Raw genomic sequence first — 486 nt, 5'->3', positions numbered from 1 at the left:
CCGGTTTGGAGCTGTCCCAGATAATCTCTCCTGTGTGGCCGGTGATCTTTTGTATAGATTCGGCCAATTCTTTGATAGTTAAGTCTTTTCCTGTGCCTACGTTGTAAAGGTTCTCCTGTAGTTTGTTTTCCAAAGCAAAGAATACTGCATCTGCAAGATCGTCAACATAAAGAAATTCCCGCATTGGAGTACCTGAACCCCACATGGTTACAGGAGTTTCTCCAGCTTCTTTTGCTTCATGGAATTTCCTGATCATGGCAGGAAGTACATGCGAGGTTTGCAGGTCAAAGTTATCGTGGCTGCCGTACAAGTTGGTTGGCATTAACGACACGTAATCTTTCCCAAACTGCTTTCTAATAGCTTCACAGGCTTTTACTCCGGCGATCTTTGCTATGGCATACCATTCATTGGTGGGTTCCAGGCTGTCGGTAAGCAGATATTCTTCTTTAAGCGGCTGAGGGGCGTGCTTTGGATATATGCACGAGC

At 45.5% G+C, this 486-nt stretch carries 1 protein-coding gene; it reads right to left on the bottom strand.

Annotated elements, in window-relative coordinates; all coding sequences use genetic code 11:
- Positions 1-486: NAD-dependent epimerase/dehydratase family protein (locus HC176_RS16280; protein ID WP_167920053.1), on the bottom strand; the 486-nt coding region annotated here is incomplete at both ends.

This window comes from Tamlana crocina (genome assembly GCF_012037625.1).
This window is presented reverse-complemented; position numbering and strand designations above follow the sequence as displayed.